Origin of the sequence: Nonomuraea rhizosphaerae (assembly GCF_019396405.1) — a bacterium.
Classification (GTDB): Bacteria; Actinomycetota; Actinomycetes; order Streptosporangiales; family Streptosporangiaceae; genus Nonomuraea; species Nonomuraea rhizosphaerae.
Genome location: NZ_JAHKRL010000225.1, coordinates 1 through 14759, shown reverse-complemented (window position 1 = coordinate 14759; position 14759 = coordinate 1). Strand labels below are relative to the sequence as shown.

16 protein-coding genes are annotated in these 14759 nt (G+C 72.1%); 10 read left to right on the top strand and 6 right to left on the bottom strand.

Annotated elements, in window-relative coordinates; all coding sequences use genetic code 11:
* Positions 1-723, bottom strand: a 723-nt coding sequence (locus KME77_RS11240) for a lysophospholipid acyltransferase family protein (RefSeq protein WP_219465397.1), incomplete at its 3' end; no start/stop codon positions are given.
* A gap of 18 nt (positions 724-741) precedes the next feature.
* Positions 742-1905, bottom strand: coding sequence for a cytochrome P450 (locus KME77_RS11235; RefSeq protein ID WP_308250663.1), 1164 nt, complete (start codon positions 1903-1905; stop codon positions 742-744).
* Positions 1906-1959: 54 nt separating this feature from the next.
* Between KME77_RS11235 and dhaK the strand changes: the two genes are divergently transcribed.
* Genes dhaK through KME77_RS11220 form a run of 3 tightly spaced genes read left to right on the top strand, consistent with a single transcriptional unit; the run spans position 1960 to position 4019 of the window.
* On the top strand, positions 1960-2940 hold the full coding sequence (gene dhaK, locus KME77_RS11230; RefSeq protein WP_219465393.1) for a dihydroxyacetone kinase subunit DhaK: 981 nt from the start codon (positions 1960-1962) through the stop codon (positions 2938-2940).
* Positions 2940-3605, top strand: a complete 666-nt coding sequence (gene dhaL, locus KME77_RS11225) for a dihydroxyacetone kinase subunit DhaL (protein WP_219465391.1) — start codon at positions 2940-2942, stop codon at positions 3603-3605. The genes dhaK and dhaL overlap by 1 nt, the downstream gene beginning before the upstream one ends.
* A 27-nt stretch (positions 3606-3632) precedes the next feature.
* Complete coding sequence (locus KME77_RS11220) at positions 3633-4019, top strand: PTS sugar transporter subunit IIA domain-containing protein (RefSeq protein WP_308250662.1); 387 nt, start codon at positions 3633-3635, stop codon at positions 4017-4019.
* Between the two features lie 9 nt (positions 4020-4028).
* On the opposite strand, the gene KME77_RS30250 is transcribed toward KME77_RS11220, so the two are convergent.
* The 4 genes from KME77_RS30250 to KME77_RS11200 all read right to left on the bottom strand — a co-directional run bounded on the left by KME77_RS30250 (position 4029) and on the right by KME77_RS11200 (position 7593).
* On the bottom strand, positions 4029-5711 hold the full coding sequence (locus KME77_RS30250) for a thiamine pyrophosphate-binding protein (RefSeq protein ID WP_219465380.1): 1683 nt from the start codon (positions 5709-5711) through the stop codon (positions 4029-4031).
* Positions 5708-6481, bottom strand: coding sequence for a cyclase family protein (locus KME77_RS11210; RefSeq protein WP_219465378.1), 774 nt, complete (start codon positions 6479-6481; stop codon positions 5708-5710). The genes KME77_RS30250 and KME77_RS11210 overlap by 4 nt, the downstream gene beginning before the upstream one ends.
* Positions 6482-6565: 84 nt before the next feature.
* Entirely contained in the window at positions 6566-7114 is a 549-nt protein-coding gene (locus tag KME77_RS11205; protein ID WP_504739325.1) for an Rv1352/Rv1906c domain-containing protein, read from the bottom strand.
* A 50-nt stretch (positions 7115-7164) separates the two neighbouring features.
* Positions 7165-7593: a CBS domain-containing protein gene (locus KME77_RS11200; protein ID WP_219465374.1), complete on the bottom strand. Its 429-nt coding sequence runs from the start codon at positions 7591-7593 to the stop codon at positions 7165-7167.
* A gap of 146 nt (positions 7594-7739) precedes the next feature.
* Here KME77_RS11200 and KME77_RS11195 point away from each other — a divergent pair, with 146 nt between their 5' ends.
* The 7 genes from KME77_RS11195 to KME77_RS11165 form a co-directional block, all read left to right on the top strand.
* Entirely contained in the window at positions 7740-9125 is a 1386-nt protein-coding gene (locus KME77_RS11195; protein ID WP_219465373.1) for an aminopeptidase P family protein, read from the top strand.
* A gap of 182 nt (positions 9126-9307) precedes the next feature.
* Positions 9308-10093, top strand: a complete 786-nt coding sequence (locus tag KME77_RS11190; RefSeq protein ID WP_308250661.1) for an MlaE family ABC transporter permease — start codon at positions 9308-9310, stop codon at positions 10091-10093.
* Positions 10093-10962, top strand: a complete 870-nt coding sequence (locus KME77_RS11185; protein WP_219465370.1) for an ABC transporter permease — start codon at positions 10093-10095, stop codon at positions 10960-10962. Before KME77_RS11190 ends, KME77_RS11185 begins: the two co-directional genes overlap by 1 nt.
* A 3-nt stretch (positions 10963-10965) precedes the next feature.
* Positions 10966-11985, top strand: a complete 1020-nt coding sequence (locus KME77_RS11180) for an MCE family protein (RefSeq protein WP_219465369.1) — start codon at positions 10966-10968, stop codon at positions 11983-11985.
* A 1-nt stretch (position 11986) separates the two neighbouring features.
* Positions 11987-13045, top strand: coding sequence for an MCE family protein (locus tag KME77_RS11175; RefSeq protein ID WP_219465367.1), 1059 nt, complete (start codon positions 11987-11989; stop codon positions 13043-13045).
* On the top strand, positions 13045-14070 hold the full coding sequence (locus KME77_RS11170; protein WP_219465399.1) for an MlaD family protein: 1026 nt from the start codon (positions 13045-13047) through the stop codon (positions 14068-14070). Before KME77_RS11175 ends, KME77_RS11170 begins: the two co-directional genes overlap by 1 nt.
* A partial coding sequence (locus tag KME77_RS11165; RefSeq protein ID WP_219465364.1) for an MCE family protein occupies positions 14067-14759 on the top strand: 693 nt, incomplete at its 3' end. The genes KME77_RS11170 and KME77_RS11165, both read left to right, overlap by 4 nt.

Here is a 14759-nt window from a genome sequence, read left to right as displayed (position 1 = left end):
CGCCTCGGCGGCGTCCATCGCGGCCGCCTCCTCCGGCGTGGGGGCGGTGCCGCCCAGGTGCCGAGGCTGCCACCACACCCCCGGCGGGATCTCCGGGTACGTGCGCTGCGCCCGGTCCACCAGCTCCGACAGCCGGGCGTGCAGGTCGGCGGTGTGCTGGTTGACGTCCTCGCCGCGCTTGGGGTGCATGGGCTCGCCGATCAGGATGGTGATCGGGACGTGCCGCTGGGTGAGCTTCTTGGCCCGCCCCTTGGTCCAGATCCGCTGGCTGCCCCACAGCGCCATCGGGATGATCGGCACCTTGGTGGCCTGCGCCATGCGGATGGCGCCGTTCTTGATCTCCTTGACCGTGAACGACCGGCTGATCGTCGCCTCGGCGAAGACCCCCACCACCTCGCCCGCCTTCAGCATGCGCAGCGACGTGGCGTACGAGCCGGCGCCCGCGCCGCGGTCGACGGGGATGTGGTGCATGCCGCGCATCAGCGGCCCCGAGATCCGGTTGCGGAAGACCTCCTCCTTGGCCATGAAGCGCACCAGCCGCTTGGCCGGCAGCGCCCCGAACCCGGCGAAGATGAAGTCGAGATAGCTGATGTGGTTGCTGACCAGCACCGCTCCCCCGGTTCGCGGCACGTGCTCGGTCCCCTCCATGTGGAAGCGGTAGTCGAGGACGCGAAAGAGGGTCCGCGCGGTGGCGATCACCGGCGGGTACACGATCTCAGCCATGACCAGAAGGTAGCCTACTCAGGCGGCGCGGACGGTAGTGGGCAGCGCGACCATGCCCCGCACGTTGCCGTGCGCGGTCCGCCGGATGCCGCCGGGGTCGATGTCGTAGCCGGGGGCGACCGCCCGCGTCAGCTCCTCCAGGGCCACGCGCGCCTCCAGCCGGGCCAGGGGCGCGCCGAGGCAGTAGTGCCGCCCGGCGCCGAAGCTGATCAGCCGGGAGGTGTCGCGGCCCAGGTCGTAGACCTCGGAGCCGGGGAAGACGTCCTCGTCGCGGTTGGCCGAGCCGACCAGCAGCCACACCCTGGACCCGGCCGGGACCGTGACGCCGTGCAGGGTCGTGTCCTCGGTGAGCCGCCGGGCGGCGCCCTGCGCGGGCGAGTCGTAGCGCAGCGTCTCCTCCATCCACGGCGTGATCGCCCCGCCGAACGCGGCGGCCCGCTGCCCAGGGTTGCGCCAGGCCCAGTACCAGGCGCCGTTGAGCAGGTGGGTGGTGGTCTCCGAGCCGGCGCCGAGCAGCAGGAAGAGGAACGGGACGATCTCCTCGTCGCTCAGCCCGTCGTCGCCGACCAGCACCGAGACCAGGTCATCGCGCGGGTCCTTGCGGCGCTCGGCGACGATCGCGGCGTAGTACTCGCCTAACGAGAACAGGGCGCGTAACCCGTTCTCGCCCGGCGCGCCCCGGTTGTGCCTGAGCAGCACGCCGTTGCGGTGGCGCACGTCGGCCCGCTCCGACGGCGGCACGCCGACCAGCTCGGAGATCACGTCGAGCGGCAGCTTGGCCGACAGGTCCCTGGCGAAGTCGAACGTCCCCCTCTCCAGGCCCTCCTCGACGTAACCGCGGGCCAGCCGCCTGATCATCGGCTCCAGCGCGGCGACGCGCCGCGGGGTGAAGCCGCGTGAGATGACCGCGCGCATGCGGGTGTGGTCGGGCGGGTCCATGGCCAGGAACGACAGCATCGTGCGCGCCCGCGGCCCCCAGACCCCGTTGTCGAGCACCGGTCCGTGGTCGCTGGAGTAGCGTGCGGTGTCGACCAGGGCGGGCGCGACGTCGTCGTAGCGCGACAGCGCCCAGAAGTCGAGTTCCTCGTTGCGGTAGACCGGCGCCTCGTGCCGCATCCGGGCGTACACGGGGTAGGGGTCGTCGTTGACCGCCGGGTCGTACGGGTTGTAGTGGAGTTCCACCCTGCCCACGGTAGGACGCTTGCCCGCGCGGGGAAACGGCGAGATGTTCTGACCATGAAGAAGCTCATCAACGCGGCCGAGACGGCGGTTGACGACGCGCTCGCCGGGATGGCGGCGGCCCATCCCTCGTTACGGGTGCGCGACCGGGTGGTGTACCGCGCGTCCGGGCCGCGCGCGGGCAAGGTCGGGCTGGTCTCCGGCGGCGGCTCCGGGCACGAGCCGCTGCACGCCGGTTTTGTCGGGTACGGCATGCTGGACGCGGCCTGCCCCGGAGAGGTGTTCACCTCTCCGGTGCCCGACCAGATCATCGAGGCGACCGCGGCCGTGGACGGCGGCGCGGGCGTGCTGCACATCGTCAAGAACTACACCGGTGACGTGCTGAACTTCGAGATGGCCGCCGAGCTGTGCGAGGACGTCGAGGTCGCCAGTGTGCTGGTGGACGACGACGTGGCCGTCCAGGACTCGCTCTACACGGCCGGCCGCCGCGGCACCGGGGCGACGCTGTTCGTGGAGAAGATCGCCGGGGCGCTGGCCGAGGAGGGCGCGCCGCTGGCCGGGGTCGCGGCGGTGGCGGCCGCGGTCGACGAGCGCAGCCGCTCGTTCGGCGTCGCGCTCACCTCCTGCACAACGCCCGCCGCGGGCAAGCCGACGTTCGACCTGCCCGAGGGCGAGGTGGAGCTGGGCATCGGCATCCACGGCGAGCCGGGACGCACCCGGGTGGCGCTGGCCTCGGCCCGCGAACTGGCCGGGGTGGCGATGGACGCGATCCACCGGGACCTGCCGCTGGAGGGCGACCTGCTGGTGCTGCTGAACGGCATGGGCGGCACGCCGCTGATGGAGCTGTACGTGGCCTTCGGCGAGGTGGAGTCGTACATCCGCGGCAAGGGGGCGCGTGTGGCGCGGTCGCTGGTGGGCAACTACGTGACGAGCTTGGACATGCAGGGCTTCTCCGTGACGATCTGCCGCCTCGACGACACGCTGACGCGCCTGTGGGACGCGCCGGTCGAGACGCCGGGGCTGCGCTGGGGGCGCTGATGGAGCATCTCGACATCACCTTGGACACGGCCTTCTTCGTCGCCTGGTTCGAGGACGTGGCCAGGACGGTCCGGCTGCACCGCGACCGGCTGATCGAGCTGGACGCGGCCATCGGCGACGCCGACCACGGCGCGAACCTCGACCGCGGCCTGTCCGAGGTCCGCGCCGCGCTGGCCGGCTGGCCGCCGACGTCGCCGATCCAGGTGCTGGTCTCGGCGGGCACGACGCTGATCCGCCGCGTGGGCGGGGCGTCGGGGCCGCTGTACGGGTCGCTGTTCCGGTCCATGGGCAAGGCGCTGGAGCCGCCGGTGACCCTGGCCGGGTTCGCGGCGGCGTTCGACGCCGGGGTGGTGGCGGTCGAGCGGCTGGGCAAGGCCGCGCCGGGCGACAAGACGATGGTGGACGCGCTGGTCCCGGCGGCCCGCGCGCTGGCGCTGGCCGTACGGGACGGGGTGGCGGCGCCGGAGGCGTTCGCGCTGGCCGGGCGGGCGGCCGAGGACGGGGCGCGGGCGACGGTCCCGCTCCAGGCCCGCAAGGGGCGGGCGAGCTACCTGGGCGGGCGGAGCGTCGGCCACGAGGATCCGGGCGCGGCCTCATCGGCGCTGATCGTCGGCTCCCTGGCGACCGTGGCGTCCGGCCTGCGGCAGGTGCCCGGGGACACGTGAGGGCCAGGGACACGTGAGGAGGGTGTCGTGGCGGTGGGAATCGTGCTGGTCGCGCACAGCGCCGGCCTGGCGGCCGAGGCCGTCGCGCTCGTCCGCGGGATCGCCGGGGCGGACGCCCCGGTGGCGGCGGCGGGCGGCACCGCCGACGGCGGGCTGGGCACGAGCCTCGACCTGATCGAGAAGGCGGTCGCGGCGGTGGACCAGGGCGACGGCGTGGTCATCGTCCCCGACCTGGGCAGCTCGGTGCTGACGGCGCTGCTGGTGGAGGACCCGGGCCGGGTGGTGGTGGCGGACGTGCCGTTCGTGGAGGGGGCGATCGCGGCGGCCGTCACGGCGGGCGCCGGTGCGGCGCTGCCCGCCGTGCTGAGCGCCGCCGAGGACGCGTGGAGGTACCGCAAGTTCAGCGACTCCTGAGTCGTCCGGTCAGTGGCCTTTGAAGGCCTCCTCCAGCCACCACGAGCCGCGGCTCCTGGTGACCTTGGCGTGCACCAGCAGCGGCCGGTCGCGGGGCCCCTTCAGCCATTCGGCCACCCCGCCCAGGTCGCCCGGCCCGGTGACCGTCACGGCCGCGAACCCGTACCCCCCGGCGACCGCCGCCAGGTCCGCGCCCGGGAAGGTGACCGTCCCGAGCGGATGCCCGTGCGGCCCGAAGTGGTGCACCTCGGCCCCGTAGGCCTCGTCGTCGTAGACGACCACCACCATCGGCAGCCCGAGCCGTACGACGGTGTCCAGCTCGGCGACGCCCATCAGCGCCCCGCCGTCGCCCAGCGCGGCCACCGGCAGCCGGTCCGGCCGGGCCAGCGCGGCGCCGATCGCGGTGGCCAGCCCGAGCCCGACCGACTGGAACGCCTGCGTGAAGCAGAACCCCTGCTCGTCGGGCACGTCGAGGAACATCGACGGGTAGCCCATGAAGTTGCCGGAGTCGACGGCGACGATCCGCTCGGCGGGCAGCAGGTCGTCGAGCCCGATGGTGAGCGTGCGCGGGTCGATGAGCCCGTCGCCGCTCTCGTCCTCGTACGGCACCGCCTGCCAGCGCCCCTCGGCCCGGATCCGCCCGGCGAGCTCCGCGGACCGGTAGCCGGACCTGCCGGTGCCGCCGAACGGGTCGAGGGCGACCATGGTGGCGCGGGCCGTGGCCGCGCAGTCGCCCGCCAGCCCCAGGCCGACGGGCCGCTGCGCGCCGAGCGCGGCCTCGTCGATGTCCACCTGGACGAGCGTGGCGTGCTCGCCGATGAGCTGCCCGTGACGGGTGGTCCACATGTTGAGCGCGCACCCCCATCCCACGACGAGGTCGGCGGCGCCGATCAGCTCGGCGGTCAGGGGCGTGGCGAAGCCGCCGCTCACGTCCAGGTCCCACGGGCTGCCGCGGAACAGGCCCTTGGCGACGGCGGAGGTGGCCAGCAGCGCGCCGGTCAGCTCGGCCAGCTCCTCCAGCTCGGCCCTGGCGTGCCGGGCGCCGCGCCCGGCGACGAAGACCGGCCGCCGGGCCTGCTCCAGCAGCTCGGCGAAGACGTCGAGCCGCGCGCCGGGCGGCGTGGCGAACGACGGGCTGGGCGCGCCCGCCACCACCCGCTGGGCCGCGGTCATCTGGTCCAGGACCTCGCCGGCCAGCCCGTGCCAGGGGACGATGTCCTGCTGGACGTCGAGAGGCAGGTTCAGGACGACCGTGCGCCGTTCGCCGGCGGCCGTCCTGTAGGCGGTCAGCGTGTCCTCCACGGCCTGGCCGCCCGCCGTGACGCGCATGGGCAGCGCGCCGACCGAGGCGGCGAGCGTGTCCTGGTCGATGTGGAAGTTGGAGCGCGCGTCCGTCGCCTCGCCGGTCAGGACGATCATCGGCGTGCGGCTCTTGGCGGCCTCGGCGATGCCCGTCATGGCGTTGGTCAGGCCGGGGCCCTGGTGCACGGACACGACGCCGACCTTGCCGGACATCCGGGCGTACGCGTCGGCCATGGTGGCGGCCCCGCCCTCGTGGCGGGCGGCGACGAAGCGAACGCCGTGCTCGACGAGGGCGTTGGTGACGTGGAAGTTGCCGCTGCCCACCACACCGAACGCGGTGCCGACCCCCAGTTCGGCCAGCACCCGCCCGACGGCTTCTGCAACGATCACCGCTCGACCAGGGCGAGCACCCGCACCGGGCTGCCCGAGCCGCCCACGATGGGCAGCGGCGGGGCCAGCACGACCGCGCCCGTCACCGGGAGGCGGTCGAGGTTGCGGAGCTGGGTGAGCCCGTACTTTCCGGCCCCGAGCAGGAAGGAGTGGCACGGGAAGGCCGGGTCGAACGAGTGCGCCGCGCCCGCGTCCGTGCCGACGGTCTCGACGCCGAGCCCGAGGATGGGCGTCTCGCTCGCCAGCCAGCGGGCGCACTCGACGGAGACGCCGGGGGTGTGCGGGCCGGTCTCGTTCGCGTTCAGGAAGGCGGCCTGGTCGGCGGACCTGGTGTCCCAGCCGGTGCGGTACAGCAGCCAGCCGCCCTCGGGCAGCGGGCCGTTGGCCCGCTCCCACTCCTTGACGTGGTCGACCTGGAGCAGGAAGTCGGCGTCCTTCTCCGCCTCGGCGGCGAAGTCGAGCACGACGGCGGGCGCCAGGAGGCTGGAGGTCGGCACCTGGGAGATGTCCTGGCCGTCGCGGGCGGTCACCCAGTGGACGGGCGCGTCGAAGTGGGTGCCGGTGTGCTCTCCGGTGTGGATGTCGTTCCAGTACCAGGCGGGGCCGCGGTCGTCGTAGCGGCTGATCTCCTCCAGCCGGAACGGGATCGTGTTGCCGAACGGCTCGGGCAGCTGGAGGATCGGGGTCTCCTGCGTCAATGGCGCGGTGAGGTCGACCACCTCGATGGCTCCGCCGCGCACGCTCTCCACCAGGCTCCGCAAGATCGACATGTCATCCTCCTTGTTGGGCTGGCTGCATCCTCCTACATGCGCGGACCTGGGTCTATGAGCGGTACCCGCAGCTCACACCTTTGCTCACGCCTTGGTCCACTCGGCGCAGCCGCCCGTCTGGAAGGCCTTGTCGGTGGCCAGGATCGTCACGCTGGCCGGGCCGTTGGGCATGCCCGCCGCGATCACGTCGCTGACCTGGACGGACTCGCTCCTCATCCGGGCCCAGTAGCACATCTGCTGGCCCGCCAGGGGGCCGGTCGTGCGGTAGGTGCCGGGCTGGATGTCGCGGCCCACCACCAGCACGCGCATGCCGGACAGCCCGCTGGGCGGCAGCGAGCCGACCGGCGCGGAGGCCGTGGGCTGGGCTCCAGTGGGCTGGGCTCCCGTGGGTTCCGTGGCGGGCGGCTGGGCGGTGGTGGCGGGCGCGGCCGGATCGGTGCCCGGCGGGGCCGAGTCCTTGATCGTGACCGTGATCGAGGGCGCCTGCGACGTGCGGGCCGGCGGCTCCCCCGAGCCCATCCCGGCGAAGAACCCGATCAGGAAGCCCAGCATCCCGGTCAGCCCGGACGCGAGCAGGATGATCGTCGGGCTGTTCGTCGCCCGGGGGTACTCGGGGGGAGGAGGCCCGTACATCACGGGAACAAGCGTCCCATCCGTGTCAACGGCCGCGGCGACCGGCCAGGTCAGCGGTGCAGGTAGTCCACCAGCGAGGCCTTCTCGGTCTCCAGCTCCTCGATCGCGCTCTTGACCACGTCGCCGATGCTGACGATGCCGACCAGCCGCCCGTCCTCGACCACGGGCATGTGGCGGAAGCGATGGGTGGTCATGGTCCTGCGCAGCTCGTCGACGTTGTCGCGCGGCCCGACCGTGCGCACCTCCGAGGTCATGATCGAGGAGACGGGCTCGTCGAGCACGGCGGCGCCCCGGTCGTGCAGGCGGCGGACCACGTCGCGCTCGGACACGATGCCCGTGATGGTGACGCCGTCGGCGGAGACGACGACCGCGCCGATGTTGTGTTCGGCCAGCTTGGCGAGAAGGTCTCGGACCGTGGCCTCAGGCGTCACGGTGGCGACGTCACTTCCCTTGCCACGCAGGATCGTCCCGATGAGCATCTGCATCACCTCGGCTCTCAGTTACCCCGAGTGGACTTCCGTTAAGCGCTCCACCCGCGTGCTTTCAGGCAAGCAAGCACGTGGGGGCTGGTCAAGCGTTCACGTAGGCTGCTTGCCGTACCTGCGACTGCCGAAAGGGAGCAAAGATGACGGAACCGCTCAACACCGGCAGTCATGACCTGCCCGTCACCGACGAGCTGGCCGCGTACATGCGCACCCGGTGGGCGGACACGCGGCGCACGGACGTGGCGGCGCTGCCGGTCGCGCCGTGGGCGGCGCGGCGGCGGGCCGCGCTGGCCGCCCGCTTCCCTGGCGAGCGGCTGGTGATCCCGTCGGGGACGCTGAAGGCGCGCAGCAACGACAGCGACCACCGCTTCCGGCCGCACAGCGCGTTCGCCTACCTGACGGGGGCGGGCGAGCCGGACGACGTGCTGGTCGTCGAGCCGTCGGGCGAGGCCACCCTGTACATGCGCCCGCGCTCGCCGCGCGAGGACGGCCAGGAGTTCTACCGCGACCGGCGCCACGGCGAGTTCTGGGTGGGACGCCGCCCCGACCTGGCCGAGGCGGCCGAGCTGTACGGGCTCGACTGCGCGCACATCGGCGAGCTGTCGCTGAAGGGGCCCGCCAGGGCGCTGGGCGGCATGGACCCGCGGGTGGACGCCGCGCTGCCCGGGGACGCGGAGCTGGCGGGCTTCCTGTCGGAGATGCGGCTGATCAAGGACGAGTGGGAGGTCGGCGAGCTGCAGGCGGCCGTGGACGCGACCGCGCGCGGGTTCGAGGACGTCGTGCGGGCGCTGCCGGCGGCGCTCGGCCACCCGCGCGGCGAGCGCTACCTGGAGGGCGTGTTCGGGCTCCGGGCGCGGCTGGAGGGCAACGCGACCGGGTACGAGAGCATCGTCGCCTCGGGCGCGCACGCGTGCGTGCTGCACTGGATCCGCAACGACGGCGGCCTCGACCCGGCGAACCTGCTGCTGCTGGACGCGGGCGTGGAGTCGGACACGCTGTACACGGCCGACGTCACCCGCACCCTGCCGCTGTCGGGCACGTTCAGCCCGGTGCAGCGGCAGGTGTACGAGCTGGTCCACCAGGCGCAGGAGGCCGGGATCGGCGCGCTCAAGCCCGGCGCCCGCTTCCGCGACTTCCACCTGGCCGCGATGCGGGTCATCAGCGAGGGCCTGCACGAGTGGGGCGTGCTGAGGCAGTCGCCCGACGAGCTGATGGAGACCGGCCTGTACCGGCGCTACACGCTGTGCAGCAGCGGCCACATGCTCGGCCTGGACGTGCACGACTGCGCGAAGGCCCGCTCGGAGGTCTACCTGGACGGCGTCCTGGAGGAGGGCCAAGTGCTGACCGTCGAGCCCGGCCTGTACCTGCAGCCGGACGACCTGACGCTGCCCGAGGAGCTGCGCGGGGTGGGCGTCAGGATCGAGGACGACCTGGTGATCACGGCCGGCGGGGCCCGCCTGATGTCCGGCGCGCTCCCCCGCCACCCGGCCGACGTCGAGTCGTGGATGGCGGGCCTGCTGGGCTGACCCGTCCCCTGACCCACTCCTCACTCCGGGCACATAGGACACAGTCAGGTCACGGTTTGTAGTTAATTGACCACATGTGACCCCGGTCTCATACCTTTTCGTGGAAAGCATCGACTTACTGGACTACCCGTCAGTAAGGTGACGGTTCCGTAGTCGGCCGGTTCCGCGAGGTGATTCTTCAGGTGTCCGGATACGTCGCCCGGAAGGCCGGGTCCGTGCTGGGCCAGGTGGGCGATCTGTTCGTGATCGTCCTGGAGGGCCTGCGCCGCAGCTGGGACGTGCGGAGCTGGTGGTGGGAGTTCGTGGACCAGTGCTGGTTCCTGGCCCGCGTCACCTCCGTGCCGGTGCTGCTGGTGTCGCTGCCGCTCGGCGCGACCGTCGCCCTCCAGGTCGGCGACCTGGCCTGGCAGCTCGGCGCGGCCTCGGCCACCGGCAGCGCCGTGTTCGTCGGCCTGATCCGCGAGGTGGCGCCGCTGGCCAGCGCGCTGCTGATCGCCGGGGCCGGCGGCAGCGCGATGACCTCCGACATCGGCGCGCGGCACATCCGCGACGAGCTGAGCGCCATGGAGGTCATGTCGGTCAACCCGATCCACCGCCTGGTCACCCCGCGCATGTGGGCGGCCAGCACGGTCGCGGTCTGCCTGTGCCCGCTGGTCATCCTGGCCGGGGCGAGCGGCGGCTACTTCTTCAACGTCGTCGTGCAGGGCGTGACGTCCGGCGCGTACTTCGACGGCGCGCTGTCGCTGGTCGTCAGCTCCGACCTGTACGTGACGCTGTTCAAGGCGTGGATCTTCGGCTTCGTCGCCGCGGCCGTCGCCTGCTACAAGGGCATGACGTGCGCCACCAGCCCCGTCGGCGTGGGCCGGGCGGTCAACCAGGCGACGGTGGTGACGTTCATGCTGGTCTTCGCCTTCAACTACATGATCTCGGCCGTGTACTTCCTCGCCTACCCGCCCAGGGCGCTGTGATGGCCGCGCCTGTCAGAACCGCGTGCACCGCCGGGCTCAGGCTGGCCACGACCGGGCGGGAGTGGGCCGAGCGGTTCGCGACGCTGGCGAACTGGCCGCTGTTCGTGTGGAAGGTCCTGTTCTACTCGGTACGGGACGTGATCCTGCGCGGCAAGTACTTCAAGGTCGTCATCCGGCAGGTCAGCGACGTGGTCGTGGGCGTCGGCGCGACCGTCATCGGCGGCGGCATGATCTTCGTGGTGTTCACGATGGCCTTCGTCGTCGGCGCGACCGTCGGGCTGCAGGGCTACCAGGGGCTGGCGGCGATCGGCGCCGAGTCGTTCATGGGGCTGGTCGGCAGCTTCGCCAACGTCCGCGAGATCACCCCGATCATCGCCGCGACCGCGCTGGCCGCGCAGGTGGGCTCCTCGTTCACCGCCGAGCTGGGCGCGATGCGGATCTCGGAGGAGATCGACGCGCTGGAGGTGATGGGCATCAACGCCTTCACCTACCTGATCTGCACCCGGGTGGTGGCGGCGCTGATGGCGCTGGTGCCGATCTACCTGATCGCGTTGTTCGCCAGCTTCTTCGCCACCCGGCTGATGAGCACGGTGCTGTTCGGGCTCGCGCCCGGCGTCTACGACTACTACTTCTACCTGTACCTGCCGGTCAGCGACATCGTGTTCAGCGTGGCCAAGGTGGCGGTCTTCGCCTTCACCGTCATCGTGATCCACTGCTACTACGGCTTCCACGCCACCGGCGGCCCTGTGGGCGTCGGGGTGGCCGCGGGCCGCGCCATCCGCCAGTCGATCGTCACGATCGTGCTGCTCAACCTGCTCCTGTCGTACCTGTTCTGGGGTGGCGGCGGCAGCGTGAAGCTGACGGGGTGAGTGATGGGACGCGACGGGTTCTCCCTCCCGGTCCGCGCGGGCATCGCGCTCGCGGTCCTGGTGCTGCTGGCCGCCGCGGCGCTCCTCGTCGTACGGCAGGCCGCGCAGATCAACGGCACCCGGATCGACGCGGTGTTCGCCCGGGCCGGGCAGGGCCTGGACCACAACTCGCCGGTCAAGATCCGCGGCATCACGGTCGGCGGCGTGAGCGGGATCTCGCTCGACGCCAAGGGCAGGGCCGTGGTGAGCATCCACGTCGACCCCGGCGTCAGGGTCCCGGCCGGCACGACCGCGGCGATCGAGCCGGCGTCGGTGTTCGGGCCGAAGTACCTCTCGCTGAAGCTCGGCGCGGGCGAGACCACCGGCCCCTACCTGGGCAGCGGCGCGGTCATCACCAGGACCGAGGAGCCGCTGGACCTGTCCGACACGCTCGGCGCCGCCTACCGGGGGCTGGACGCGGTGGACCCGCGCGAGGTCAGCGTGATCGTGCACACGATCGCGCAGGGGCTCGACGGCGAGGGCACCCGGCTGCGGGAGCTGATCGGCGACGCCGGCACGGTCGTGGACGTGGCGCACCGGCAGCGGGCGCGGGCCAGGCAGTTCCTGCGCGACGCGGCCGCGCTGTCCACCGCGCTGTCGGACAAGGGCGACGAACTGGTGTCGATCTCCTCCGACGTCAACGTCATCACCCCCGACCTGCTGGAACGGGCCGACAAGGTGCGCGTCCTGCTGAACGAGGTCACCTCCGTCAGCGACCTGGGCGCGCACGGGCTGCGCGCGCACCGCCAGGACCTCCGGGCGGGCGCGCACTCGGCCGAGCGGGTGGCCGCGCTCATCTACGCCCAGCTCGGCCTGGCCGGGGACGGCGTACGCGGCCTGAACAAGCTGATCGACCTGCTCAACGAGCTGATCGAGGCGCCGGGCCCCGGCAACAGCCGCCAGCTCCAGGTGGAGGCGTTCGTCGCGACCGACATCTGCGAGCTCGTCGTCGGCGCCTGCGGCCGCACCGACGGGAGGGACTGACGTGGCGCTGTCGCGAGAGCGGGTGGCCCGGCGCTGGACGCTGCTGCGGGTGGCGCTGTTCGTCGGCTCGACGATGGCGCTCATCGCGCTGATCACCGTGCAGATCGCCCGGGTCAACACCAGCGGCGGCTACCGGCTGGTCGCCACGTTCGACGACGTGTCCGGGCTGCTGGAGGGCGACCAGGTGAAGATCGCCGGGGCGCCCGTCGGCCAGGTCGAGACGATCAAGGTGGTGAACGGCCGCGCCGAGGTCACCATGGAGGTGCAGGACGCGGTCACGGTGCCGCCCGACACCGAGGCGGCCGTACGCTGGCGCAACGCCGTCGGCCAGCGGGTGGTCTACCTGCTGCCCGGCACCGCGCCCGGCCGGATGGCGCCCGGCTCGCGCATCGCCCGCACCTCCTCGGTCGTCGACATCGGCAAGCTCGTCAGCGACCTCGGGCCGCTGACCCGCAGCCTGGACCCCGACCAGATCAACCAGCTCCTCACCGCCGCCGCCAGGTCGCTGAAGGGCAACGACAAGAACATCCCGAGGCTGCTCGACAACGTCAACGTCATCACCACCACGGTCAACGAGCGCAAGCGGACCATCCAGCAGCTCCTGGAGGACTACGCCACCGTCACCGGGGTCGTCGCCCGGCGCGACAAGCAGATCGAGCAGCTCGTCGACAACCTGGTCACGCTGTCGGAGGCGTTCGCCGGCAACCGCAGGCTGATCGACGACTCGATCGTGGAGCTGACCGCCACCGTGCACACCACCGACGAGGTACTCGGCAAGAACGCCGGCGAGCTGGGCGCGCTGGTGGACCACCTGGCCGGGCTGACCGGCGGCATCCGGCGCAACATCAACGGCGTGGACAAGGTGATCAGCACGTTCCCGCCGCTGTTCGCCCGCGCGTACACGACCGTGGACCGCGGCCGGTACTTCATCACCGCGGTCCCCTGCGTGGCGCTGGGCCCCGCGCCGTGCCCGTACCCGATGAACACGCCGCCGCCCCTGCGCGGCAGCACGCGCGTCCAGAGTTCCGAGGAGCTGCAGAAGCTCATGGTCGGTGAGTGATGGCGCTCAAGTCCTTCCGCGACCGCAACCGGCACGTCGTCGGCCTGGTGTCGCTGGCCGTGCTCGGCGCGGTGCTGGTGGCCACGTTCCTCGTCGGCAACCTGGGGCTGCTGGAGGGCGGCTACTCCATGTCGGGGGTCTTCGTGGACTCGGGCGGCCTGAAGAGCGGCAACGACGTGCGGGTGGCCGGGGTGCGCGTCGGCAAGGTGACCGAGGTGCGCGCCGACTACGCGCAGGGCAACGTGGTCGTCACCTGGAAGGTGGACGACGGCGTCCGGCTCGGCCGCTCCACCCGGGCCGACATCACGCTGTCGAACCTGCTCGGCGGCCGCTACGTCAAGCTGTCCGGCCCCGTCGGCACCCCGTACGTGGACCAGCTCCCCGAGGCGCAGCGGCGCATCCCCATCACCCGCACGGGCGTCCCCACGCTGATCAACGACGCCATCAAGGACGCCACGAAGTTCGTGCAAAGGCTGGACACCAAGGCCGCCGACGACCTGCTGACCGAGCTGGGCAAGATCGACACGAGCAAGCGCGGCCGGATCACCAAGCTGCTCAGGAACGTCGGCGACCTGTCGGACACGATCAGCAAGAGCGAGCCGCAGCTGCAGAAGCTGCTCGACAACGGCTCCCGGATCATGGACCTGCTGGAGCGCAAGGACAAGCAGCTCGGCCGCCTCATCGACGCGATCACGGTCATGCTGGACGAGCTGCGCGCCCGCCGCGACGAGCTGCGCCGGCTGCTCGGCGACGGCAGCGACCTGGTGCGCAGCACCACCAGGCTGATCAACGAGCACGAGAAGACGCTGGTGCAGGTGCTGGACGACACCGGCGCGATCACCACCAGGCTGGACGGCAGCAACAAGCAGTTCAACTCGCTCCTGGCGTGGGCCGGCCCGACGTTCTCCGGACTGTCCACGATGGGCGGCCAGGGCCCGTGGCTGGAGGCCATAACCACGGGCCTGGGCCCCATCAACCCCGAGGTGCTGGCCGTCATCAAGAAGGATCGGCAGGCCCAGCGGTGAGGCGGCTGCTGTCGGCCCTGCTGGCCGGGACGCTGCTGGTGGCCTCCGGCGGCTGCTCGCTGCTGGGGCCGGAGCCGTACCGGCTGACCGCGATCTTCAGCAAGGCGCCCTCCCTGTACGAGCAGGCGCGCGTCAAGGTGATGGGCCTGGACGCCGGATACGTGACCGGCATCCGGATCGAGGGCGACAAGGTGCGCGTGGAGCTGTCGGTGGACCGCGAGGTGCCGCTGCCCGCCGACGTCAAGGCCGTCGTCGCGCCGCAGAACACGCTCGGCGAGCGCAACGTCGTCCTGTACCCGCCGTGGAAGCCCGGCGACCGGCGGATCGCCGCCGGCGCGACGATCCCGCTGGAGCGCACCGACCTGCCGGTGGAGATCGACGACGCGCTCGACGCCTTCACCAAGCTGACCGACGCGCTCGACGAGGACAAGCTCGGCGACGTCGCCGGGAACCTGGCCCGCGACGTAAGAGGACGCGGTAAGACGATCAACAACGCGATCGCCGACACCGCCCGGCTCACCGACACGCTGGCCAAGCAGGACCAGCAGCTCATCGACCTGGCCAAAGGGCTCGACAAGCTGGCCACCAGCCTGAACGGGCGCCAGAAGCAGGTGACCGGCGCGATCGACTCCTTCTCCGAGGCCGCCGCGATCCTGGCCGAGGAGCGGCGGCGGCTGCGGACGTTCGTC